The organism is Agromyces intestinalis (genome assembly GCF_008365295.1).
Taxonomy (GTDB): domain Bacteria; phylum Actinomycetota; class Actinomycetes; order Actinomycetales; family Microbacteriaceae; genus Agromyces; species Agromyces intestinalis.
Window position 1 is genome coordinate 782,359 of record NZ_CP043505.1, and the last position, 23,544, is coordinate 805,902.

Annotated in this window: 22 protein-coding genes and 1 pseudogene; 17 read left to right on the forward strand and 6 right to left on the reverse strand. The window is 71.6% G+C overall.

Features of this window, described 5'->3' with window-relative positions; translation table 11 throughout:
- From FLP10_RS03630 to FLP10_RS03655, 6 genes are all read left to right on the forward strand, one after another.
- Positions 1-672, forward strand: coding sequence for a riboflavin synthase (locus tag FLP10_RS03630; RefSeq protein ID WP_149159635.1), 672 nt, complete (start codon positions 1-3; stop codon positions 670-672).
- Positions 669-1,970 carry a GTP cyclohydrolase II gene (gene ribA / locus FLP10_RS03635; RefSeq protein WP_149159636.1) on the forward strand — a complete coding sequence of 434 codons (1,302 nt, stop codon included), beginning with the start codon at positions 669-671 and terminating at the stop codon, positions 1,968-1,970. The genes FLP10_RS03630 and ribA overlap by 4 nt, the downstream gene beginning before the upstream one ends.
- On the forward strand, positions 1,967-2,437 hold the full coding sequence (gene ribH / locus FLP10_RS03640) for a 6,7-dimethyl-8-ribityllumazine synthase (RefSeq protein ID WP_149159637.1): 471 nt from the start codon (positions 1,967-1,969) through the stop codon (positions 2,435-2,437). Before ribA ends, ribH begins: the two co-directional genes overlap by 4 nt.
- Positions 2,438-2,507: 70 nt before the next feature.
- Positions 2,508-2,861: a Fe-S protein gene (locus tag FLP10_RS03645; RefSeq protein WP_149159638.1), complete on the forward strand. Its 354-nt coding sequence runs from the start codon at positions 2,508-2,510 to the stop codon at positions 2,859-2,861.
- A 248-nt stretch (positions 2,862-3,109) separates the two neighbouring features.
- On the forward strand, positions 3,110-4,558 hold the full coding sequence (locus FLP10_RS03650; RefSeq protein WP_149159639.1) for an MFS transporter: 1,449 nt from the start codon (positions 3,110-3,112) through the stop codon (positions 4,556-4,558).
- A 406-nt stretch (positions 4,559-4,964) separates the two neighbouring features.
- Complete coding sequence (locus FLP10_RS03655; RefSeq protein ID WP_246150167.1) at positions 4,965-5,369, forward strand: four-helix bundle copper-binding protein; 405 nt, start codon at positions 4,965-4,967, stop codon at positions 5,367-5,369.
- 30 nt (positions 5,370-5,399) lie between these two features.
- Here the strand turns inward: FLP10_RS03655 and FLP10_RS03660 are convergent, their stop codons facing one another.
- Positions 5,400-5,750, reverse strand: a complete 351-nt coding sequence (locus FLP10_RS03660) for a hypothetical protein (protein ID WP_149159641.1) — start codon at positions 5,748-5,750, stop codon at positions 5,400-5,402.
- Positions 5,751-5,852: 102 nt separating this feature from the next.
- Between FLP10_RS03660 and FLP10_RS03665 the strand changes: the two genes are divergently transcribed.
- From FLP10_RS03665 to FLP10_RS03695, 7 genes are all read left to right on the forward strand, one after another.
- Entirely contained in the window at positions 5,853-6,167 is a 315-nt protein-coding gene (locus FLP10_RS03665; protein WP_149159642.1) for an antibiotic biosynthesis monooxygenase, read from the forward strand.
- Positions 6,168-6,216: 49 nt separating this feature from the next.
- The gene (locus FLP10_RS03670) at positions 6,217-7,143 is read left to right on the forward strand and encodes a pseudouridine-5'-phosphate glycosidase (protein WP_149159643.1); all 927 of its coding nucleotides are present in this window, start codon (positions 6,217-6,219) and stop codon (positions 7,141-7,143) included.
- Entirely contained in the window at positions 7,127-8,014 is an 888-nt protein-coding gene (locus tag FLP10_RS03675) for a carbohydrate kinase family protein (protein ID WP_246150169.1), read from the forward strand. Before FLP10_RS03670 ends, FLP10_RS03675 begins: the two co-directional genes overlap by 17 nt.
- 207 nt (positions 8,015-8,221) lie before the next feature.
- A complete protein-coding gene (locus FLP10_RS03680; protein ID WP_149159644.1) occupies positions 8,222-8,449 on the forward strand; it encodes a hypothetical protein in 228 nt (75 codons plus the stop codon).
- Between the two features lie 87 nt (positions 8,450-8,536).
- Entirely contained in the window at positions 8,537-10,426 is a 1,890-nt protein-coding gene (locus FLP10_RS03685) for an ABC transporter ATP-binding protein (RefSeq protein ID WP_149159645.1), read from the forward strand.
- A 399-nt stretch (positions 10,427-10,825) separates the two neighbouring features.
- Positions 10,826-12,196, forward strand: coding sequence for a hypothetical protein (locus FLP10_RS03690; RefSeq protein WP_149159646.1), 1,371 nt, complete (start codon positions 10,826-10,828; stop codon positions 12,194-12,196).
- 162 nt (positions 12,197-12,358) lie between these two features.
- A complete protein-coding gene (locus tag FLP10_RS03695; RefSeq protein WP_149159647.1) occupies positions 12,359-13,144 on the forward strand; it encodes a hypothetical protein in 786 nt (261 codons plus the stop codon).
- A 622-nt stretch (positions 13,145-13,766) separates the two neighbouring features.
- On the opposite strand, the pseudogene FLP10_RS03700 reads toward FLP10_RS03695, so the two are convergent.
- Both FLP10_RS03700 and FLP10_RS03705 read right to left on the reverse strand, forming a co-directional pair.
- Positions 13,767-15,494 (reverse strand): annotated as a pseudogene (locus tag FLP10_RS03700) (amidase); the annotation flags it as partial.
- Positions 15,491-16,507: an agmatine deiminase family protein gene (locus tag FLP10_RS03705; RefSeq protein WP_149162064.1), complete on the reverse strand. Its 1,017-nt coding sequence runs from the start codon at positions 16,505-16,507 to the stop codon at positions 15,491-15,493. The gene FLP10_RS03705 and the pseudogene FLP10_RS03700, both read right to left, overlap by 4 nt.
- 125 nt (positions 16,508-16,632) lie before the next feature.
- Between FLP10_RS03705 and FLP10_RS03710 the strand changes: the two genes are divergently transcribed.
- Positions 16,633-17,256: a TetR family transcriptional regulator C-terminal domain-containing protein gene (locus FLP10_RS03710; RefSeq protein ID WP_149159649.1), complete on the forward strand. Its 624-nt coding sequence runs from the start codon at positions 16,633-16,635 to the stop codon at positions 17,254-17,256.
- Here FLP10_RS03710 and FLP10_RS03715 read toward each other — a convergent pair.
- Positions 17,253-17,651, reverse strand: coding sequence for a DUF1622 domain-containing protein (locus FLP10_RS03715; protein WP_149159650.1), 399 nt, complete (start codon positions 17,649-17,651; stop codon positions 17,253-17,255). The genes FLP10_RS03710 and FLP10_RS03715 overlap by 4 nt on opposite strands.
- A gap of 421 nt (positions 17,652-18,072) precedes the next feature.
- Complete coding sequence (locus tag FLP10_RS03720) at positions 18,073-19,995, reverse strand: phosphoenolpyruvate carboxykinase (GTP) (RefSeq protein WP_246150171.1); 1,923 nt, start codon at positions 19,993-19,995, stop codon at positions 18,073-18,075.
- Positions 19,996-20,120: 125 nt separating this feature from the next.
- Between FLP10_RS03720 and FLP10_RS03725 the strand changes: the two genes are divergently transcribed.
- A complete protein-coding gene (locus FLP10_RS03725; protein ID WP_149159651.1) occupies positions 20,121-21,563 on the forward strand; it encodes a helix-turn-helix domain-containing protein in 1,443 nt (480 codons plus the stop codon).
- 186 nt (positions 21,564-21,749) lie between these two features.
- Here FLP10_RS03725 and FLP10_RS03730 read toward each other — a convergent pair whose 3' ends face one another.
- On the reverse strand, positions 21,750-22,016 hold the full coding sequence (locus tag FLP10_RS03730) for a hypothetical protein (RefSeq protein ID WP_149159652.1): 267 nt from the start codon (positions 22,014-22,016) through the stop codon (positions 21,750-21,752).
- A 136-nt stretch (positions 22,017-22,152) separates the two neighbouring features.
- Here FLP10_RS03730 and FLP10_RS03735 point away from each other — a divergent pair, with 136 nt between their 5' ends.
- Both FLP10_RS03735 and FLP10_RS03740 read left to right on the forward strand, forming a co-directional pair.
- Positions 22,153-22,506: a PadR family transcriptional regulator gene (locus FLP10_RS03735; RefSeq protein ID WP_149159653.1), complete on the forward strand. Its 354-nt coding sequence runs from the start codon at positions 22,153-22,155 to the stop codon at positions 22,504-22,506.
- A complete protein-coding gene (locus FLP10_RS03740) occupies positions 22,503-23,480 on the forward strand; it encodes a permease prefix domain 1-containing protein (protein ID WP_149159654.1) in 978 nt (325 codons plus the stop codon). Before FLP10_RS03735 ends, FLP10_RS03740 begins: the two co-directional genes overlap by 4 nt.
- Positions 23,481-23,544: the final 64 nt, after the last annotated feature.

Here is a 23,544-nt window from a genome sequence, read left to right on the forward strand (position 1 = left end):
ATGTTCACCGGCATCATCGAAGAGCGAGGCTCGATCACGCGCGTCGAGCGCACCGCCGACGCCGCGCGGCTCACCGTGCGCGGCCCGCTCGCGGTCGAGGGCGTGAAGCACGGCGACTCGATCGCCGTGTCGGGCGTGTGCCTCACCGTCGTCGATTTCGACGAGGCATCCTTCACCGCCGACGTCATGGCGCAGACCCTCGCGATGTCGACCCTCGACGGCGCGCGCGCCGGCGTCGCCGTGAACCTCGAGCGCGCGGCGAAGGTCGGCGACCGCATCGGCGGGCACATCGTGCAGGGACACATCGACGGCACCGCCGAGGTGCTCGAGATCCGCCCGGCCGAGGCGTGGCGGGTCATCCGGTTCTCGCTCGATCCCGCGCACGCCCCGCTCGTGGTCGACAAGGGCTCGATCGCGGTCGACGGCGTCTCGCTCACCGTGAGCGCCGTCGGCGACGACTGGTTCGAGGTGTCGCTCATTCCCGAGACGCTCACGGCGACCACGCTGGGCGAGCGAGTGGTCGGCGATCGGGTGAACATCGAGACCGACATCCTGGCCAGGCAGGTCGAGCGGATGCTGCGTTTCGACGCGCACCGATCGCTGCCGTCGTCCCTGGCCGAGCCGGGCGCCCCCGCGCCCGAACCGTCCTCATTCGAAGGGAGCCTCGCATGAGCCTCGCCACCATTCCCGAGGTGCTCGACGCGCTGCGCGCCGGAAAGCCGGTGATCGTCGCCGACGACGAAGCCCGCGAGAACGAAGGCGACGCGATCATGGCCGCCGAGTTCGCGACCCAGGAGTGGATCGCGTGGATGGTGCGGCACACCAGCGGGTTCCTGTGCGCGCCGATGCCGACCACGTTCGCCGACCGGCTCGAGCTTCCGCCCATGGTCGAGCGGAATGAAGACGCCCGCGGCACCGCGTACACGATCTCGGTCGACGCGGCGAACCGCAACTCCACGGGCATCTCGGCGGGCGAGCGCGCCCACACGCTGCGCGTGCTGGCCGACCCCGAGTCGACGCCCGACGCGCTGATCCGCCCGGGCCATGTACTGCCGCTGCGCGCCGTCGACGGCGGCGTGCGCGAGCGCGCCGGCCACACCGAGGCCGCGGTCGACCTGATGCGCCTGGCGGGCCTGTCACCGGTCGGCGTGATCGGCGAGCTCGTGGCCGACGACGGCGAGATGATGCGACTGCCGCAGCTGCTCGAGCTCGGCGAGCGCGAGGCGCTGCCGGTGACCACGATCGCCGCGCTCATCGAGTGGCTGCAGACCTGGCACGCCGGGCGCGACCTCGAGGCGCGCGAGCCCTCGGTCGTGCCCGAGACCTCGCGCGTGCGGTTCGAGGTCGAGACGACCCTGCCGACCGTGCACGGCGAGTTCCGGGTGCGCGCCTACCGCGACCGGGCGACCGGCGCCGACCACGTGGCCATCATCGCGGGCGACCCCGCCGCCGACCCCGCCGGCGCCGTGGTGCGCGTGCACTCCGAGTGCCTGACCGGCGAGGCCTTCGGTTCGCTGAAGTGCGAGTGCGGTCCGCAGCTCGACGCCGCGCTCGAGGCGATCCGCGCCGACGGCGGGGTCGTCGTCTACCTGCGCGGCCACGAGGGGCGGGGCATCGGCCTCATCAACAAGCTCCGCGCCTACCGCCTGCAGGAGGACGGCCTCGACACCCTCGACGCGAACCTCGCGCTCGGGTTGCCGATCGATGCGCGCGACTACACGGCCGCGAGCGCCATCCTCGACGAGCTCGGCATCGAGCGAGTGCGCCTGCTCACGAACAACCCCGAGAAGGTGCGCCAGCTCGAGCAGCACGGCATCCGGGTGACCGAGCGGCTGCCGCTCGTGGTCGGCGTCGGCGCCGGAAACCAGGGCTACCTCGACACCAAGCGGCGTCGGATGGGCCATTCGATCGACGACGGTCAGCTGGCGGATGCCGCGGCCGAATCCCTGCTGGAAGGACACGCCTCATGAGCGGACACGGTTCCCCCACCCTCGACATCGACGGCACCGGCCTCGATGTCGTGATCGTCGCCGGAAGCTGGCACGACGAGATCACCGATGGGCTCATCGCGGGGGCCACCCGCACCCTCGAGGCATCCGGCGCGTCGTTCTCGCTCGTGCGCGTGCCCGGCAGCTTCGAGCTGCCCGTAGTCGCGAAGGCTGCGCTCGAGGCGGGCGCCGACGCGGTGGTCGCGCTGGGCGTGATCATCCGCGGCGGCACGCCGCACTTCGAGTACGTGTCGTCGGCGGCGACCGACGGGCTCACGCGGGTCGCCCTCGACACCGGCAAGCCGGTCGGGTTCGGCGTGCTCACCCTCGACGACGAGCAGCAGGGGCTCGACCGTGCGGGCCTGCCCGGCTCGAAAGAGGACAAGGGCCGCGAGGCCGCCGAGGCGGCGATCGCGGCGGCCCGCGCGCTGGGGGCGCTGCGCGGCTGAGTCTTCGCCGGTCGAGTTGCGCCGCGCGCCGATTGGCTTTCGACGTCGCGTAGAACTTACAGTGGGCTGCATGGAGACCCTGCGCCACATCGTCGTGTTCATCCACCTCATCGGGTTCGCCGTGCTGTTCGGCGCCTGGGCCGCCGAGGCCGTGAGCCGCAGGTTCAGGCTCACCCGTCTCATGGACTACGGCCTGCTGATCGCGGGCGTCGCGGGCCTCGCGCTCGCCGCCCCGTGGGGCATCGAGTACGACCTGAACTACGTGAAGATCGGCGTGAAGCTCGTCGTGCTGCTCGTCATCGGCGCGCTGCTCGGCATCGGGTCGGCGCGCCAGCGCCGCACCGGCTCGGTTCCGCCCGCGATCTTCTGGTCGATCGGCGTGCTCACCCTCGTGAACGCGGGCATCGCGGTCATCTGGCGCTAGGCGCAGACCACAGCTGACGGATGCCTCGTGGCCGGCGCCGGCCGCGAGGCATCCGCCGCTCGTCGCAGAGAAGCGACCGTTCGTCGCACGACCCCGCCCGGCCGCCCCCGATCCGGGCCGTGGACGCCGGGCCTTCGCGTACGCTAGTGCGGTTGCCACAAGCGACCCGTTCCATCGCCGTACGCGGTTCGACGCCAGACCGACGCCTCCCGTGCCGGCTCCGACTCTTTCCCGGAGCATCCGTCACCATGTCAGCAACGCAGACTGCGCCTGCCGCAGCCTCACCCTCCCCCGCCTCCGCGCCCGTGAAGAACTCGCGCGGACGAGTCATCCTCGCGAGCCTCATCGGCACCACGGTCGAGTTCTACGACTTCTACGCGTACGCGACCGCCGCCGTGCTGGTCTTCCCGGTGCTGTTCTTCCCCACCGGCGACCCGCTCACCGCGCAGCTCGCGTCGTTCGGCGTCTTCGGTGCGGCGATGATCGCCCGCCCGCTCGGCGCCGTCGTGTTCGGCCACTTCGGCGACAAGCACGGCCGCAAGGCGACGCTCGTCGCGTCGCTGCTCACGATGGGCATCGCGACCTTCATCATCGGCCTGCTGCCGACCTACGCGCAGATCGGATGGTTCGCGGCGCTGGCGCTGCTGATCCTGCGACTCGCCCAGGGCTTCGCGCTCGGCGGCGAGTGGTCGGGCGCGGCGCTGGTCGCGACCGAGAACGCCCCCGCGGGCAAGCGCGCCTGGTACGGCACGTTCCCGCAGCTCGGCGCGCCGATCGGCTTCATCATCGCGAACGGCCTGTTCCTCGTCATCAACTTCAGCTCGCCGTCTCGCGAGTGGTTCCTCGAGTGGGGCTGGCGTGTGCCGTTCCTGTTCTCGGCGGTCATGGTGATCATCGGCCTCTGGGTGCGGCTGAAGCTCGTCGAGTCGAGCGCGTTCGAGAAGGCGTCGACGAAGGGCGCGATCCGCAAGGTGCCGATCGGCACGGTGTTCCGGCACCACTGGAAGGAGCTGATCCTCGGCACCTTCTTCATGCTCGCGACCTACGTGCTCTTCTACCTGATGACGAGCTACACCCTCGCGTGGGGCATCAAGCCCGCCGACGTCGAGACGGCGCAGGCGGCGGCCGATGCCGCCGGAACTCCGTTCGACGCGGCGGCGTTCTTCCCGGGCGGTGGCTTCGCGTACCCCGAGTTCGTCACGATGCAGATCATCGGCGTGGTGTTCTTCGGTGTCTTCACCATGCTGTCGGGTCCGATCGCCGACGCGATCGGCCGGCGTCGCCTGCTCATCTGGGTGACGCTCGCGATCATCGTCTTCGGTCTCACGTTCAACGTGTTCCTCATGTCGGGCGGATCGCCGCGGTTCGCGGGTGCGCTCGCGCAAGCGTTCCTCATCTTCGGCTTCACGCTCATGGGCGCGACGTTCGGGCCGATGGGCGCGCTGCTGCCCGAGCTGTTCCCGACCAACGTCCGGTACACCGGGTCGGCCGTCTCGTACAACGTGTCGTCGATCCTCGGCGCGGCGGTCGCGCCGCTCATCGCGCTCGCCCTCTGGGCGTGGGTGGGCGAGCCGTGGCTCGTCGGCGTGTACCTGTCGGTCATGGGCGTGCTGACGCTCATCGCGCTCATCATCGGCAAGGAGACGAAGGACGTCGACTACGAGGAGGCGGGCTTCAGCTCGTCGGCCGTGTTGTAGTCAGCTGCTTCGCATCGCAGATCGGATGCCCCGGGCCTCGGCCCGGGGCATCCGTCGTGTGTGCGGGGCATCGGCGTGACATCCGGCCCTGCGATCCGGGCCTTCGCATCCGCGCCCCCGCAGAACACCCACCACACGAAAACAGGATGAGCCGCCACATCCCCTCGCCACCGCACCTATGACCCAGCTCATCCTGTTTTCCACACGGAGTCAGCCGGCCACGCCACCGCCGGGCACCCGGGAGCGCAGCCGCGAACGTTCACCTGGGTGTAACAGGGCGGGCCTTCTGGGCGGATGTCACACGACGTAACATTGCCCGCAGCAGGGCAACCGGGTCTTCCACCGGCATCGTCGGTGCCCGGCCGCCCGGGAACGGCGGTCCCCCGTGATGAACATGACGATGGACATGATGAAGGGCGCGATGTCGGCGTCGGACATGCCGAAGGGCATGGACATGTCGATGCTCGAGGAGTGTCTCGAGGCCCTCTCGGCGTGCATGCAGGCGTGCGTGATGTGCGCCGACGCGGACGCCGGCGAGGGCATGGGCCGGTGCGCGGCAATGTGCTCGAACTGCGCCGACATGTGCGGCACCATGATGCGGATGATGCTGCGCATGAACGGCTGGGACATGGCGCTCATGATGTCGATGATGGAGAGCACGATGGCCATGTGCCGCGCCTGCTCGGCCGAGTGCATGATGCACGCCGAGATGAGCGAGCACTGCCGGATGTGCGCGATGGCGTGCGACCAGGCCGCGATGGCGCTCGAGAAGATGCTGGGCTCGATGCGGGAGATGGCGCCCGCGATGTGACCGCGACGCCGACACCGCCGGCGCCTGGGTCTACGCTTCGGCGATGCTGAGTCGGCCGGCGCCGCTGTCGAGCACGCTGTAGACGGTGTGCAGGGCGACCGGCGCACCCGCGACGAGCACCTCGCCGAGCGGAGCGTGGTGCCAGACGCGGCGAGACGTGCCGTCGAGCTCGGCGAGTTCGACGAACCCGTCGGCGTCGGCCGAGATGACGATCGCGTCGACCCACTTCGACCCGGCGACCTCGGCGAGGCGCGCCTGCATGCGGTGCAGCCGGTGGCCGGGTCGGTCGCTCGCGCACTCGGCGTGCGCCTCGCAGCCGCGCATGCCCATCGCCCGGCCGGCGAGCGGCTGGGTGGCGGGGTGCGACTGGCGGTGCGACATGATGACTCCTTGCGGATGGCGGTGCAGGCGACGATACGCGGGCATCGATCGGATGTCGCGAGCCCTCGTCACATCGTGAAACATCCTCGATAGCGTGGCGTCATGTTCATCCACATGTCGATCCATCGGCCGAAGCCCGAGCACGTCGACGACCTCATCGCCTCGATGAACCTCGTGCGGCTCGGCGGCATCGGCACGCAGGGCCTGCTGCAGATCGGCCCCTGGCGCGAGGTCGACGGCGGGGAGCGGGTCGTGGGCATCGCGATCTGGGAGTCGCGCCGGCACTGGGAGGAGCACGTCGAATCCGTCTTCGCCGTCGTCGCCGACCACCCGTTCGAGGAATGGGAGTACGAGCCGCCGCAGCGCATCCTGCTCGACGACGTCGGCGCGATGCCCGGCAATCCCGAGGAGATCTGAGGCCGGCACACCGCTGCGCGGTGTCGGCACCGGGTCCTAGCATGGCCGCATGCCCGACGTCGTGACGCCTCCCCCATCCATCCGCGTCTCCGATGAGGTGCGCGCGGCCGTCGCCCAAGGGCAGCCGGTGCTCGCGCTCGAGTCGACGATCCTCAGCCACGGGTTGCCGCGACCGCGCAATCTCGAGGTCGGCCTCGCGGCCGAGCGGCAGGTGCGCGATGCGGGCGTGGTTCCGGCGACGATCGGGGTGATCGGCGGTGAAGCGGTGGTCGGATGCTCCGCCGGAGAGCTCGAACGGCTCTGCACGGTCGACGGGGTCGTGAAGGCGAGCGTGCGCGACCTGCCGATCGCGCGGGCGAAGGGGCTCGACGCGGGCACGACCGTCGCGGCGACGGCGTGGCTCGCGCACCGGGCCGGCATCCGCACGATGTCGACCGGCGGGCTGGGCGGCGTGCACCGCGGAGCATCCGAGACCTTCGACGAATCCGCCGACCTGCCGGTGCTCGCCGACACGCCGATCACGCTGGTGAGCGCCGGAGTGAAGTCGATCCTCGACATCGCGGCGACCCTCGAGCGGCTCGAGACGCTGAACATCCCCGTCGTCGGCTACCGCACGAACCGGTATCCCGCGTTCTACGTCACTGATTCGGGGTTCGAACTCGACTACCAGGTCGACTCCCCCGACGAGGTCGCCGCGCTCGCGCGCGCCCGCGACGAACTCGGGTTGCGCGCCGCAGTGCTGGTGGCGAATCCGGTGTCGCTCCACGCGCAACTCGACCCCGAGGAGCACGACCGGATCCTCGCCGAGGCGTTGGTCGCTGCATCCGAACAGGGTGTGACCGGGCACGACTCGACGCCGTTCCTGCTCGACTGGGTGCAGCGCGCGACGGGCGGGCGCAGCCTCGCGGTCAACCTCGAGGTGTATCGCGGCAATGTCGCGCTCGGCGCGGAGATCGCCCGTGCGATCGCCGGCTGAGCCGGTGCTCGCCGTCGTCGGCGACCTCGTCGAGGACATCGTGGTGTGGACGAGCGAGCCTGTGCGCCACGGCACCGACACGGCGGCGCGGGTGTTCCGCACGCGTGGGGGCAGCGCCGCGAACGTCGCGGCGCTGGCCTCGGGCGCGGCGAGCGCGCGGGTTCGGTTCATCGGATGCGTCGGGCCCGACGCCGCGGGCGACGCCCTGGTCGCCGCGCTGAAGCGCGACGGGGTCGACGTGCGAGTGCAGCGGCGCGGCACGACCGGCGCCGTGGTGCTGCTCGTCGACCCCGAGGGCGAGCGCACGATGTTCCCCGACCGAGGTGCGTCGGCCGAGCTCGGGCCTATCGATCCATCGTGGCTCGACGACGCGGCCTGGCTGCACGTGCCCCTGTACGGATTCGAGCGCGATCCCGCGCGCTCGAGCGTGCTGCTGATGCTCGAGTCGGCGCGCGAGCGAGGCATCCGCCTGTCGATCGACGCGTCATCGACCGGGCTGCTTGCGAACCTCGGCACCGAGGCGGTGCTCGCGCTGCTGCGCGAGCTCGGCCCCGACGTGCTGTTCGCGAACGAGACCGAGGCCGAGGCGCTCGGCGTCGCGGCCGGCGGACCCTTCGCCGCCGAGGCCGCCACGACGGTGGTGGTCAAGCACGGCCCTGCCCCGACCGCCGTGTTCGAGCGCGGCGAGCCGACCCTGCACGTCGAGGTCGAACCGGTCGACGTGGTGCGCGACCTGACCGGCGCGGGCGACGCGTTCGCCGCGGGGTACCTCGCCGCGACGCTCTCGGGCGCGGCGGTGCGCGACGCGGTGCTCGCCGGTCACGCGCTCGCGGCCCGGGTGATCGGCGGGGCCGGCGCCGGCCCCGCCTGACCCGGCCCGCCGTCCCACCCGCGTGCGCGGCGACCTGCCCGTCGGCGACGATTCGTCGTTCCGTTTTCAGGCGTCATGGGGCGGAATCGCGTCGCGCACGGCGTGTCTTCCTGAGAAGCGTGACGAATGCGGGGGTGGTTCCTGAAAAGGGAGCGAAGCGTCAATACGGGTTGACGGGGGTCGGACGTGTCAACTAACGTTGACGACATGGACGACCGCACGCTTCGCACCGCGATCGCCGCTGCCGACGGCGGCGACCCGTATCGCGCGCTCCGCGACATCCGGCTTGCTCGCATCGCGCTCACCCGCGAACTCGACCGCGCCGAAGCGCTCGCGGTGCGCCGGGCGCGCGCCGCCGGGGCGAGCTGGCAGCTCATCGCCCTCGCCCTCGAGGTGTCGAAGCAGGCCGTGCACAAGAAGTACGGTCGCGGCTGATCGCCAGCCGATCCGTCTATGCTGCAAGGCGGCCCGCCCGTTCGGGGGCCGGCCGCGACCCGTCCGGGTTGATCAGGAACAGGTGACATGACCCAGAGCGAGACCCCCGCTACTCGTCGATCCCCCTTCGCACGTCGCGCCGACCGCGGCGGCCCGCGCGCCACGGTGCGCCAGCTCATCCCCTACCTGCTCGAGCACCGCGGCGTCATCGCGGTCGTGATCGTGCTCAGCCTGCTGCTGGCCGCTGCGAGCCTCGCGCAACCGCTCGTGGTGAGCCGGGTGATCTCGGTCGTCGAGGCGAGCGAACCGCTCGGCGGGCTGGTCTGGCTGCTCGTCGGGCTGGTCGTCGCGCAGGGACTCCTCAGCGGCTACCAGCACTACCTGCTGCAGCGCACCGGCGAGGGCGTCGTGCTCACGAGCCGGCGCCAGCTCATCGCGCGCATCCTGCACCTGCCGATCGCCGAGTTCGACACCCGGCGCACCGGCGACCTCGTCTCGCGGGTCGGCAGCGATACCACCCTGCTGCGGGCCGTGCTCACGCAGGGCGGCGTCGAGGCGATCGGCGGCATCGTCACCTTCGTCGGCGCGATCATCGCGATGGCGATCATCGACCCCGTGCTGCTCGGGCTGACCGTGCTCGTCGTCGCCGTCGCGCTCGGCACCGCCGGCCTGCTCTCGCTGCGGATCCGCGACGCGTCGCGTCAGGCGCAGGAGCGCGTGGGCGCCCTCGCCGCCGCCGTCGAGCGGTCGATCAGCTCGGTGCGCACCATCCGCGCCTCCGGAGCCACCGAGCGCGAGATCGCCGCGACCACCGAAGAGGCCGAGGGCGCCTGGAGGATGGGCGTCAAGGTCGCCAAGATCTCGGCACTCGTGGTGCCCGTGGCCGGCATCGCGATGCAGGTGTCGTTCCTCGTGGTGCTCGGCGTCGGCGGCTACCGCGTCGCGAGCGGCGCGATCACGGTCGCGAACCTGGTCGCGTTCATCTTGTTCCTGTTCATGATGATCATGCCGCTCGGGCAGGTGCTCGGTGCGTTCATGGCGATCAACCAGGCGCTCGGCGCGCTGGGCCGCATCCAGGAGATCCTCGATCTGCCCGACGAGGACGCCGGCGACCGGGCGCTCGCCCCGCTCGCCATCATGGTCGGGCCGGCGAACGAGACGGTGCTGCCCCATGCGCCCGCCATCGAGTTCGACGACGTGTCGTTCGCCTACGCGCGCACCCGCCCGAACGACCCCGCCGACCCCGGCAACGCGTCCGCCGACGCGTTCGCACCCGAGCCCGACGTGACCGACCGGCAGCACGTGCTGCGCGACGTGTCGTTCCGGGTGCCCCGCGGGCAGCGGGTCGCGCTCGTCGGCCCGTCGGGCGCCGGCAAGTCGACGATCCTGTCGCTCATCGAGCGGTTCTACGACCCCTCGGTCGGCAGCGTGCGGCTCGGCGGGCTCGATCTGCGCTCACTCGACCGCGCCGAGCTGCGCGCGCAGATCGGCTACGTCGAACAGGATGCCCCGGTGCTGGCCGGCACGATCCGCGACAATCTGCTGCTCGGCAGCCCGAACGCCGACGACGCCCAGTGCGAGCACGTGCTGCGGGCGGTGAACCTGGGCGCCGTGCTCGAGCGCGACCCGGCCGGGCTCGACGCCCAGGTCGGCGAAGACGGCATCATGCTCTCGGGTGGCGAACGGCAGCGACTCGCGATCGCTCGCGCGCTGCTCGCGGCCCCGCCGATCCTGCTGCTCGACGAGTCGACGTCGTCGCTCGACGGCGTGAACGAGCGCATGATGCGCGAGGCGATCGACGCGGTGGCCGCCGGGCGCACGCTGCTCGTCATCGCCCACCGGCTCTCGACCGTCATCGACTCCGACCGCATCGTGGTGCTCGACCAGGGTCGCGTGATCGGCGAGGGCACGCACGGCGAGCTCGTCGAGACCGTGCCGCTGTACCGCGAGCTCGCCGAGCACCAGCTGCTGGTCTGAGCTGCGGCTGCGGCTGCGGATGCGGCCGGCGCGGCCGGGCCGTGAGGGTGCGGCCGGATGCGGCCGCGGCTGCGGCTGCGGCTGCGGCCAGCGCGGCCGGCGCGGCCGGCGCGGCTGGGCCGGGTCCGCGACCGGACGCCGCCGCTGCCCGGACGGGCAGGACGGGGTGGCCGTTCGGCTGCCGCATGATTCACACCGCGCCGGCCCGCTGCCCGCATGATGGCGTCGGGGGCGACGTTGGGGCAGTCGGGACGCGCACGACCGGATCGCGAGCCGGGGGTCCGACCCGCGCCCGCATCCCCAGCGCGGCCGCGGGCCGCGTCTCAGCCGAACGACCGACTCGACGGCTCGCGCCTCATCGACGGGCGGGCGTCGGCCGGCAACGCGGCGATCAGCCGGGTGCTGCAGCGGGAACAGAACTCCACCTCGGCGCTGCAGTCGACGCCGCCGGTGCCACCCGTGTCGTGGACCGGCGACGCGGTCACGATGGCCACCGCGATGACCCGGCTGCTGCTCGAGCACGACACCGATCGCATCGCGAAGTCGCTCGCCATGCTCTGGGTACGCGGGATCGTCGACACCCTGTTCATGCTGAAGCGCGATGCGGGGGCCTTCGCGGCGATCACCGCAGCTCCTGCCTTCCGCGCGGATCAGCGGCTCATGGCCGCCTTGGACGTGGTCGAAGGCCGGCAGCCGAAGGTCGAGGGACTCTTCCCCGATCAGGCGATCGAGTTCCAGGCGATGCACGACGTGCCGAACTGGCCGAAGATCATCGGCCCGGATGCGCCCCCGCTGGTGCTGAAGGACGCGGCCGACCTCGTGCAGCGCGATCCCCGCTACTACGACGCGCTGTACGACGCCATCCGCCGCAACCGCGCCATGGCGGGCGAGTACCTGCTGCGTTCGGTGAAAGCACGGCCGAAGGACCACGTGCCGGGCGGGTACATCTACGTCGGTCCATCGCACAAGGGCGATCAGCCTGACGCACTGGATGTTCCCGACGCGAAGCGGAAGGCCGTCAATGAGGCGATCTGGAAGGAGCTCGGGGTGGGGGAAGGCACCCAGGCCTCGATCAACACGTGGGACACGGCGAAGTTCAGTTTCGGGCCCGGGTTCGCCGCCACCGGGCTGCTGCGGTCGGTGATGGACAATCTCGCCAAGGCGGGCGCCGACGCGCTCGTGCCGTTGAAAGCGGCCGGGCTCGTGTACCAGAACGGCACGTGGTTCGTCGTCGACCCCGCGACACGCACGGTGCGATCCGGTCGCGAGGCGCTGGACCTCCTGTCGCAGGATCGCGGTCTGATCGGGACGTTCCTCGACACGGCCGGCGACACCAGGATGCGCAAGCAGTGGATGGACGCCGAGTGGCAGGCGATGATGGGCGGCAGCGGGGCGGCGGCCGTGCCGAAGCGGGTTGTCGAGAACTGGCCCATCGACCTCATCGTCTTCGTCGCGCACTGCGTGCACTGGGGCGGCCGCACCTGGAAGCAGTGGGAGAGCGACGACCCGCCCGCGGTGTTCGAGGTCGTGCGCACCCAGGCCAGGAGCGTCGGGCACCAGAAGGATCCCCGCGTGCTGACCCTGCTCAGCGCGAACACGTTCCGCAGCTTCGCGGGCGGCCTGCTCATGAAGACGCTGCGCGAGCAGGGGCGCCGACAGGACACCCCCGTGAACCTGCCCGACGATTGGAACACCGGGTTCGCGGGTGCGGTTGCGCTGCCCGCCAGCGCGACCAAGCCGGTCTTCCACCTCATCGAGGCGGACGAGTAGCGGGCGTCCTCGCATCGGGCGCGTCTCGCCGACGCGCTCAGGGCTGGCACGCAGGCGCGACCGGGGGCGATCCGGATGCCGCGGAGCACGGAGCATCCGATGCTCGAGTCATCCTCAGCATCCCCCGGGCCGTCTCGCGCCCGGCCGACCGGAAGACGAGCCATGACCCTCATCGACGACGCCCCCGCCCGACTCGCCGCTCCGCCGCGCGACCTGCTCGACTCGCTCGCCGGCCCGATCGACGCCGCCGACCTGCTGCCGGCCGACGCGCTCGGCGACCGCTTCGACGCCGTGCAGGGTCGCATCCGCGACTGGCTGCGCCACTGGGACGCCGTGTCGGTGCCCGCGTTCGCGCCCGTGCGCGAGGTGCACCCCGCCGCAGAGCGACGCAGTTCGCTCGTCGCACCCGCCACCCGCACCGACGGCGCCGCCCGCTTCACCGCGAGCATCTACGACCCGCCCACCCGCGTCGGCGCACCGCTCGCGTGGAGCCGCAACTGGGTGAGCGTCGTGCGCCTGCCCGAGGCCGTCGAGGACGGACGCCTGCACTACCGCTTCGCCGTCGGCAGCCGCCTCGTGCTCGACGGCCAGGCCGAGACGAGCCTGGTGTCCACGAGCGTGCACTTCGGCGCGGTGGCGAGCGCTCGCACGGCGAGCCCGTTCGACGTGGCGGGGTTCCGCACCCCGCTCGCCCGGCCGCTGGTCGGCGTGCAGGCCCGCGAGGACGCCGACGCCGACGCGTCGCAGACGTTCGAGGGCTCACTCGACGTGCGAGCGGGCGACACGCCCGCGCTCGCGTTCGTGCTCGGGGTCGACGTGCTGATGCGCGACGGTTGGATCCGTGTGCACGACGGCTCGAGCAGTTGGGTCGGCCCCGCCGGCGCCGGCGCGACCGGCAGCATCGAGACGCGCTTCACCCCGGCGCCGCTGCTCGCGATGTTCGCGTGAGGCGCCGCCCTCCCTCGTGCAGGATGCCTCGCAGCGCGGCGGCCGTCGGGCCACGCCACGCCACGCCACGCCACGCCACGCCACGCCACGCCACGCCACGAAAACAGGATGAGCCGCGCCATCCCCTCCGCACCGCACCCATGACCCGGCTCCTCCTGTTTTCCGCAGGGGCTCAGCGGGGCATCCACCGTGGTGCAGGAAAGTGGGCTGCATCCACGCTCTCAGACAGGGGTGCATCGTGCTCTCCTGCACGATGCACCGGGCGGATGTCTCGCAGCGCCGCCGGCCGTCAGACCCCGCCGACCGCGCGGAAGGCGCCCGTCGAGGCGCCGCCGGCCGCGGTCGCGACGACCACGACGAGCGCGCCATACGGATCTCGCCACTCGCTGTGCCGGCGCTCGAACTCGGCGGCGGGCACGGCGGCCGTCGCCATGAAGCGGGTGCCGTCGCGTTCGACCGCCGCGGCGGCGCCGTCGACGAAGAGCTGCAGCAGCGGAGCATCCGTCTCGCCCTCGATGCGAATGCGCACGGTACCACCCGAGGCATCCGGTTCGACCGCGACCGAGAACGCGAGTCTCGGCGCCGCGCCCGAGGCGGCCGCCCGCCCGACTCGCGCGAGCGGTGCGAGCTCGGGCATCGAGGGCGGCAGCACGCGCCGTCGGCTCGCCCGCTCATACGCCCAGGCAGAGCGCAGCAGGGCGATGTCGTCGTAGGCGCGGCCTGCGAACGTGAGGCCCACGGGCATCCGGAGGTCGGCGAGCAGCCCCATCGTCACGGTCACGGTCGGCACGCCGTAGTGGCGGATCATGGTGTTTCCGGTCGACACCCACACGCCGTTCGCCATCGCGCGCTCGTGCGAAGCGGGGTTCACGTCGGCGTCGGCCCGGCCCACGTCGACCGCGGTCGGGAAGACCAGCGCGTCGAGCCCCTGCTCGTCGAGCCAGGACTCGAGGTCGAGCCGGCGCAGCTCCTCGAGCCCGCGCACCCCGTCGGCGAGATCGGGGATGTCCTCGAAGCGCTCGACGAGCCCGCTCTCGACACCCGGGCGGGCGGCCCGCACCGGGTACTCGGCGAGGTCGAGGTTGTACTCGTCGAACGCGCCACGCACGTGATCGGCGATCGCGCCGGTCGGGGTCGGGAAGATGAGCGACCCGTCGACGTCGGCGAGCCGGTCGAGGGCGGGGTCGCCGTTCATGGCGAGGAAGTCGTTCCACGCCCAGGTCGTGAGGTCCCACATCTCGGCGTCGAAGAACCGGGCAGGCAGGATGCCCCGGTCGACGCCGTTGCGCGCACCCGGTCGGTCGCGTTCGTAGTTCGACAGCGCCGGGAAGTCGACTTCGACCACCTCGGCACCCTGCGCCTCGAGGTCGGCGCGGGCGCGGTCGAACAGCTCGAGCATCGACAGTCGCGGCACGATCGCCCAGGCCTGGTCGCGGTCGCGGCCGAGGAACATGCGCGGCACGCCGAGGCGGCGGCCTCGGAGGGCGTCGGGGTCGGGCACGCCGGTCGAGAACGAGCCAGATGACTCGGGCGGCCCCGGCCGCATCGCCGACGCCGGCGGAAGCTCGACCCACGGCTGCGACCGCCAGAAGTCGCCCCGGGTGTCGGGGTCGTCGACGACGAGGACGTCGAGCAGCGCGAGCAGGTCGTCGACGGTGCGGGTGTGCGGCACGACGACGTCCATCGTGGGGGTGAGCGGCCAGTTGCCGCGCACCGAGATGACCCCGCGCGAGGGCGTGTAGGCCACGAGCGCATTGTTCGAGGCGGGCGAGCGGCCGCTCGACCAGGTCTCCTCGCCGAGTCCGAATGCGCACAGCGAGGCCGCCGTCGCGACGCCCGATCCGTTCGACGAGCCCGACAGGTAGGCGGCGGCGAGAAAGTCGCGGTTGTAGGGGCTCTCGGCGCGCCCGTAGACGCCGCGCTGCATGCCGCCGTTCGCCATCGGGGGCATGTTCGTGAGGCCGAGGCAGATCGCGCCCGCGGCGCGCAGCCGTTCGATCGCGAACGCGTCGGCGCCCGCGACGAGGTGCTCGAACGCGGGCGACCCGGCTGCGACCGTGAGTCCGCGCACCTGGTAGCTGTCCTTCGCGGTGTACGGGATGCCGTCGAGCGGCCCGAGCGCCTCGCCGCGCGCGCGACGCTCGTCGGATGCGCGCGCCTCGGCGAACGCCTCGGAATTCAGCACCGGCACCGCGTTCAGCGCGAGCCCGTGATGGTCGTACCGCGCGATGCGGTTCAGGTAGCCGGCGACGAGCTCGACGCTCGTGGTGCGGCCGGCTTCGAGCGCGGCCGCCAGGTCGGAGAGGGTCGCCTCCACGAGCGAGACGGATGCCCCGGATGCCCCGCTCACCCGCCGACCGCCGGCTGCTGCTGCGTGATGCAGTGGATGCCGCCGCCGCGGGCGAGGATCTCGCGCGCGTCGACGGTGACGACCGCTCGGCCGGGGTACGCGTCGCTGAGGATCTCGCGCGCCCGCGCATCGGCGCGGGGCTCGTCGTAGCCGCAGGCGATGACGCCGCCGTTCACGGGCAGGTGGTTGAGGTAGTTCCAGTCGACGAACCCCTCGGCGTCGCGTAGGGTCTCGGGGGCCGGCACCTCGACGATGTGCCAGGGGCGGCCCGAGGCATCCGTCTGCCCCTCGAGAAACCGGCGCACGTCGCGCATGACCGCATGATCGGGGTGCTCGGGATTCGGCTGCTCGTGCAGCAGCAGCGTGCCGGGGCTCGGGATCGCCGCGACCATGTCGACGTGGCCCCGCGTGCCGAACGGCTCGTAGTCGCGGGTGAGTCCGCGCGGGAGCCAGATCACGCGCGTCGCGCCGATCGTGCGCGCCAGCTCTGCCTCGACGTCGGCCTTGGTCAGCCCTGGGTTGCGGTGCGGGTCGAGTTGCACGGTCTCGGTCACGAGCACCGTGCACTCGCCGTCGACGTGGATCGCGCCGCCCTCGTTCACGAGCGCCGACGCGACGACCCGGGCACCGGCGCGCTCGGCGACGAAGCGGCCGATTCGGGCGTCGTCACCCCAGGTGGCGGTGGGCTGCGCGCCCCACCCGTTGAAGGTCCAGTCGACGGCGCCGAGCTCGCCGCCCGCGTCGATGACGAAGGTCGGGCCGATATCGCGCATCCAGAAGTCGTCGAGCGGCGCCTCGACGAGCTCGATCTCGGCGCTCAGCATGCGCCGGGCGCGGTCGCGCTCGACCGGGTCGACGACCATCGTCACGGGTTCGAACTCGAGCACGGCGTGTGCGACGGAAGTCCAGGCGGCGTACGCCGCCTCGGCCTCACCCGGCGTGTCGCCGAGCGTCTGGTTCGGCCGTGGGAATGCCATCCAGATGCGTTCATGCGGCGCCGCCTCGGCGGGCATGCGCCAGCCCGATGAGGCGATCGGCTCGTCGGTCACGGTTCCTCCCGTCACGCTATTGATCGCTTGATCAATACGTGTCAGGCTAGGCGGGATCGTTCCAGCTTGTCAACAGGCGAGGAGTCGCAGTGCCGGATGCCACGAGGCCGCGAGCCGCACGCAAATCCCCCGCCGAGCGCGCCGCCGAGATCCGCGACGCCGCTCGCGCGCTCGCCCTCGAAGGCGGCCTCGTCGAGGTCACGCTGCGCGCCGTCGCGCGTCGGGCGGGCGTCGCCCCCGCGCTCGTGGCCCACTACGAGCCGAGCATGGACGATCTCGTCGCCGAGACGTTCAGGTCGATCACCACTGATGAGCTCGCCGACGTCGCAGCGCTCGTCACCGCCACCGGCGAGGCTTCCGCGCGCGCGCGCGTGCACGCGCTCGTCGCGACCGCGCTCGACCCAGCCCGCGATGACGTCACCGCGGTGTGGGTCGACGCGTGGAGCCTCGGCCGCCGCAACACCGCGCTCGCCGCCGCGGTGCGCGCGGTCGCCGACGGCTGGCACGAGCGGGTCGCCCGACTCGTACGCGACGGCATCGCCGACGGCGAGTTCGGCACCCACATCGACGCCGACGCGATCGCCTGGCTGCTCGTCGGAATCATCGACGGACTCAACGCCCAGTCGGTCGTGCACGACCGACACGACGCCGGCCGCGCTGAGGTCGTGCTGCGAACCCTCGACCGCGAGCTCGGCGTGCGCCCGGCACCCTAGGCCAGGTCCGCCGCGCGTGTCACGGCGACCGGCTCGCCCTCGTCGCCCTGATCGCCGAGCGGGCGCCGCTGCCACGGCCATCGCCCCGAGATCTCGAGCTCGAGCGACCAGCTCAGGAACGTGCGGATGAGCACGATGATCGCCAGCACGATCACCGAGTCGAGCGTGGGCGTGACCGCGACGGTCTTGATGATGTCGGCTGCGACGAGCAGTTCGAGTCCGAGCAGGATCGCCCGCCCCAGCACGCGCCGGAATCGCACGTAGACGGGCCCGCGACGGCCGAGCGCCCGCACCGCGGCATCCACGAACGCATAGAGCACGCCGACCACGATCGCGGCCACGCCGGCGATGTCGATGATCTCGCCGACCGTCTGGATCGCCCGACCGAACTCCATGCGCCCCCCTCGGGGCTACGGTACCGGCGCGACCCGCGTCGGAGGCGCCGAACCGCCGCGCACGCCGCGCGCGCCTCGCACCCCGCCCCGCCCGGAACACGCACACGCACACGCACACGCATACGCACACGCACAATCGGCGTTTCTCAGGAAGTCCCGTCCGAATCCGTGCGTTTCTCAGGAAGACACGCCGTGCTCGACGCCGTTCCGACCCGTTACGCCTGAAAAAGGTCAGTGCTGCTGATGCGAGCGGGGGCGGCGGCGGGCGAAGACACGGATGCCCCGGGGCGCGCCTTCCCGTGCACGCCGCCGGGGCATCCGTTCACGTCCCGAAGCCGGGAGTCGATCACCGACCCGGGAACCCTGCCGCCGGTCGACACCGGCACCGATGCCAACGGCGCATCAGTGCCGGAGCCGCCCGCTACGAACGCTCGAGGTGGTAGCGCAGGCTCGCCAGTTCGGCGCGCAGCGCCGCGGGCACCCGGTCGCCGAACTGGGCGAAGTACTCGTCGGTGAGATCGCACTCGGCCAGCCACGAATCGCGGTCCACGTCGAAGAGGTGCGCGACCGTGGCATCCGACAGCTCGAGGCCGTCGAGGTCGAGCGAGCCCGGCGCGGGCAGCAGACCGATCGGCTCCTCGACCGCGGCGGCGGTGCCCTCGACGCGGCCGACGATCCACTCGAGGACGCGCGAGTTCTCGCCGAACCCGGGCCAGAGGAACGAGCCGTCGGCCGCCTTGCGGAACCAGTTCACCTGGAAGATCTTCGGCGCCTTGTCGCCGAGCACGCGACCCATCTTGATCCAGTGACCCCAGTAGTCGGCCATGTTGTAGCCGCAGAACGGCAGCATCGCGAACGGGTCGCGGCGCAGCTCGCCGACAGTGCCCTCGGCCGCGGCGGTCTTCTCGGACGAGATCGTCGCCCCCATGAACACTCCGTGTTTCCAGCTGCGGGCCTCGGCGACGAGGGGCACGTTCGTCGCGCGGCGCCCTCCGAACAGGATCGCGTCGATCGGCACGCCGTCGTGGGCGTCCCAGTCGTCGGAGATCTGCGGGCACTGGGCCGCGGCGACCGTGAACCGCGAGTTCGGGTGCGCGGCCGGGCGCCCCGAATCGGGCGTCCACGGGCGGCCCTGCCAGTCGATGAGGCGGGCTGGCGGAGCATCCGTCAGTCCCTCCCACCACACATCGCCGTCTTCGCGGAGGGCGACGTTCGTGAAGATGGTGTTGCCCCACAGGGTCTGCACCGCGGTGGGATTCGTCGACTCCCCCGTGCCGGGCGCGACGCCGAAGAAGCCGGCCTCGGGGTTGATCGCGTAGAGCCGGCCGTCGGCGCCGGGACGCATCCACGCGATGTCGTCGCCGATCGTCTCGACCTTCCAGCCGGGGATGGTCGGCCGCAGCATCGCGAGGTTCGTCTTGCCGCACGCCGACGGGAACGCCGCCGCCACGTGGTAGGCCTTGCCCTCAGGCGAAGTGATCTTGATGAGCAGCATGTGCTCGGCGAGCCATCCCTCGTCGCGCGCCATGACCGACGCGATGCGCAGCGCGAAGCACTTCTTCGCGAGCAGGGCGTTGCCGCCGTAGCCCGAGCCGTACGACCAGATCTCGCGCGAGTCGGGGAACTGCACGATGTACTTCGTGTCGCTGCACGGCCACTCGACCTCCGCGCGCCGGTGCCCGACCGCGTCGACGAGCGGGTAGCCGACCGAGTGCACAGTGCGCACCCACGGCTCGCCCTGCTCGATGAGCCGGTACACCTGCTCGCCCATGCGCGTCATGATGCCCATCGACAGCACGACGTAGGGCGAGTCGGTGATCTCGACGCCGAGCTGCGAGATCGGGCCGCCGAGCGGCCCCATCGAGAACGGCACGACGTACATCGTGCGGCCCTTCATCGAACCGGCGAACACGCCGCGCAGCTCGTCGCGCATCTCGCGCGGATCGCGCCAGTTGTTCGTGGGCCCCGCATCTTCTTCATAGGTCGAGCAGATGAAGGTGCGGTCCTCGACGCGGGCGACATCGCCCGGGTCGGTGCGCGCGAGGTAGCTGTTGGGGCGCCACTCGGGGTTGAGCTTGATGAGCTTGCCCTCGGCCACGAGCTGCTTGGTGAGCAGGTCGGCCTCCTGCAGCGAGCCGTCGCACCACACGATCTCGTCGGGCTGAGTGAGTGCGGCGATCTCGCCGACCCAGGCGGCGAGCGCGCGGTCGGTGGTACCGGCGCGCAGGCCGCCGCCGATCTCGACGGAGGGCTCGGATGCCTCGCGGTTCTGGTACTCGGATGCCTCGCGGCCGTCGTACTCGGATGCGCCGGTGCCGGCGCTGAGGTCGGAGATCGTCATCATCGAGCCCTTCGATCGGTCGGGAGGTTCCCGGAATCGGTTCGTTGCATCCAGAATCCGTCAGATCGGGGCATCCCAACATCCATTTGCGCTGTAAAGAACCGACGATCTTTCGATACGGTTAAGCCATGAAGGCAGGCACCCCCGACCTCGCGACGCTCGGCCACCGCATCCGCCATTTCCGCGGCGAGCGCGGGCTCACTCTCGACCAGCTCGGCGAGCTGGTCGGCCTGGCCGGCAGCCAGCTCTCACTCATCGAGAACGGCAAGCGCGAACCCAAGCTGTCGACGCTCGACGCACTGGCGGCCGCCCTCGACGTGCAGCTCGCCGACCTGCTCGCGCGCGAGGCGCCCAGCCCGCGCGCGGCACTCGAGCTCGAACTCGGGCGCGCGCAGGCGTCGCCGCTCTACCAGAGTCTCGGCCTGCCGCCCGTGCGCCCCGGGCGCGGAATCACCGACGAGACGCTCGCTGCGATCGTCGGCCTGCACCGCGAGTTGCAGCGGCGCGCGAGCGAGGCCATCGCCACGCCCGAAGAGGCGCGCCGCGCCAACACCGACCTTCGCGAGCGCATGCGCGCCCGTGACAACCACCTGCCCGACATCGAGGAGCTCGCCGAAGAGCAGGTGCGCGCCTCGGGTCACCGCTCGGGCGCGCTCACGCACCGCGAGGTCAGCGTCATGGCCGAGCGGCTCGGCTTCAAGCTCATCTACGTCGACGACCTTCCCGACTCGACGCGCTCGATCACCGACCTCGCGAACGGGCGCATCTACCTGCCACCGGCGTCGATCCCCGGCGGCCACGGCCTTCGCTCGATGGCGCTGCAGGCGATGGGCCATCGCCTCCTCGGCCACCAGCCGCCCGCGAGCTACGACGAGTTCCTCTGGCAGCGGTTGCAGATCAACTACTTCGCCGCCGCGTGCCTCATGCCGCAGGAGGCATCCGTCGCGTTCCTGTCGCAGGCCAAGAAAGAGAAGCGCCTCGCGATCGAGGACTTCCGCGACGCGTTCGGCGTGACGCACGAGGCGGCTGCGCTGCGGTTCACGAACCTCGCGACGGTGCACCTCGATATGACGCTGCACTTCCTGCGGGTGAACGGCGACGGGGCGCTGCTGAAGGGGTACGAGAACGACGGGCTCCCGCTGCCGACGGATGTCACGGGCTCGATCGAGGGGCAATGGGTCTGCAAGCGGTGGCGCGCCCGGCGAGCGTTCGAAGAGACGAACCGCACGACCGAGAACTACCAGTACACCGACACCCCGGCGGGCACGTTCTGGTGCGCGACCCAGACCGGGCGAACGGATGCCACGGAGTTCTCGATCACCGTCGGCGTGCCGTTCAACCAGGCGAAGTGGTTCCGCGGGCGCGAGACGACGGTGCGCGCCGAGTCGCGCTGCCCCGACGAGTCGTGCTGCCGGCGCGCGCCCGACCCGCTCGCTGAGCGTTGGGCCGGGCAGGCGTGGCCGAGCGCCCGCCTGCACGCGCACGTGCTGTCGCCGCTGCCGTCGGGCACGTTCCCCGGCGTCGACGACGCCGAGGTCTACGCGTTCCTCGAGGCGCACGCCGGCAAGTAGCGCGTCGGCGTGCGCCGCGGCATCCCCGCTCTTCCGTGCGCTTTTCAGGCGTAACGGGTCGGAACCGCGGCCGACACGGCGTGTCCTCCTGAATACGGTGCGTTTTCGGCCCGCGTTCCTGAAAAGGGCCCCTGGCGGCGGCGGGAGGCGGGGCGGGAGGCGGGGCGGGAGGCGGGGCGGGCGGCGCTACTCCTCGACGCCGGGGTCGCCGCCGTCGAGTCCGCCGTCGGTCGACTCGGTGAGCGGGTCGGCGCTGCGCGACGGGTCGGTCGGGCGGGGCCGGTCGCCGCGGAGCCCGTCGGCAGCGAGCTGGTCAGGGTCGTCGTTCTGGTGCGCGCCTACGCGGTCGGGCACGCCGCCCTCGAGCCCGTCTGCCACGAGCTGCTCGGGGTCGTCGTTCTCGCGCGCGTCGCCGATGGGGTTGAGGTCCTCTGGGAATGTCGAATCAGTCATGAGGTCAGCATCGCGCGGTCGGCGACGCGCGGGCAGGGGCTTGACGTGCGGCCCCACACGGGTCTCGCGCCACGCGCGGCTCGCCACTTCATCGTGTTGCTTGCAATAGTGTGTGCTGCACAGTATCGTGTGACTCATGAACGAACGAGACGAGACGACCGCGGGTCACGTGCAAGAGCTGCGCCGCGGCACGGTCGTGCTCGCATGCCTCATCCGGCTGCGCACGCCCGACTACGGCTACGCGCTGCTCGAGTCGCTCGACGCGATCGGCATCGCCGTCGATGCGAACACCCTGTACCCGCTGCTGCGCCGGCTCGAGAAGCAGGGGCTGCTCACCAGCGAGTGGAACACCGACGAGGCGAGGCCGCGCAAGTTCTACCGCACCAGCCTCGCCGGCGAGCGTCTCGCCGCCGCCCTCACCGACGAATGGCACCTGATCGACCGGGCGCTCACGCGCCTCACCGACCCCGACGAGGAAGACGAATCATGACCACCGCAACCCTCACCGACCGCTATGTGTGGGCGGCCGTCCGCACCGTCCCCGAGACCCAGCGCACCGAGCTCGAACGCGAACTGCGCGAGCGCATCGGCGATGCCACCGACGCGCTCGTCGACCAGGGCCGCGAGGCATCCGACGCCGAACGCGCCGCGCTCACCGACCTGGGCGACCCGGCCGCGCTCGCCGCCGTCTACGTCGACCGCCCGCTGCACCTCATCGGGCCGCGGTACTACTTCGTGTGGTGGCGGCTGCTGAAGCTGCTCGCCGCGATCGTGCTGCCGATCGTCGCCGCCGCGCTCACGCTAGCCCAGGTGATCGCCGGCGCGTCGGTTGGCGAGATCATCGGCACGGTGGTGTCGGTCACCCTCTCGACTGCCGTGCACCTCGCGTTCTGGACGACGCTCGTCTTCGCGGTGCTCGAGCGCACCCCCGCGGCCGAGGGCACCCGCGGCATCGACGGCATGTGGACCCTCGACCAGCTTCCCCAGCTGCCCGACCCGGGCCGCCCCCACCGGGTGTCCGACCTGGTCGCCTCGCTCGTGGGGCTCGCGGTCTTCGCCGCGCTCATCGTCTGGCAGCAGTTCGGGGGCGTGATCCTCGACGGCACGTCGATGCCGCTGCTCGATCCGGCCCTGTGGAGCTTCTGGCTGCCGTACTTCCTCGTGCTCATCGCGGTCACGATGGCGTTCTCGGTCGCGGTGTTCGCGTGGGGCTGGAACTGGTGGCTCGCACTCGCCAACCTCGTGCTGCAGGTCGCGTTCACGGTGCCGACGCTCTGGCTGTTCATCACCGGGCAGCTGATCAACCCGGCCGCGCTCGACGCGATCGGCTGGCCGTGGGGCGAGTCCGACCGGGTGATCGTGCCGGTGATCGTCATCGTCTTCGTCGCTGCGGCCGTGTGGAACATCATCGACGGCGCGATCAAGGCGTGGCGAGCCGGCCGAGCCCGCACCACGACGGCCTGACCCGTTCGCGAAGCACGCGACGCGCCGGTGGAAGTCCGCCGCCGGCGCGTCGCGCGCGCTCGCG